1 pseudogene is annotated in these 261 nt (G+C 44.1%); it reads left to right on the top strand.

The features are described from left to right. Positions 1–261, top strand: a pseudogene (locus MZO40_RS17205) (IS30 family transposase); the annotation flags it as partial.

The raw sequence follows: 261 nt of genomic DNA, 5'->3' as shown, positions 1-261 counted from the left end.
GAATGATCTACCTGAACATGGCGTACGCCAACGGCGTAACGTTGACCAACGATCCAAATATAATCAATCTTTGGGGCGATCAATTGAACAGCGTCCCATGATGATTAATCAACGTAATCGCATCGGCGATTTTGAACTAGATATAGTCGTTGGTCCTCGTGGGCATAGTAAGGCAGTTTTATTAACTTTAATCGATCGGAAATCACGGTTCCTTTGGGCATACCGGTTAAAAGATCGGACGACAGCGACTGTTAATGAAGC

The sequence above is a fragment of the Lactiplantibacillus sp. B652 genome, assembly GCF_023806745.1.
GTDB lineage: Bacteria > Bacillota > Bacilli > Lactobacillales > Lactobacillaceae > Lactiplantibacillus > Lactiplantibacillus pentosus.
The sequence above is the reverse complement of the archived record's forward strand: the minus strand, read 5'-3'. Positions and strand labels throughout refer to the sequence as shown.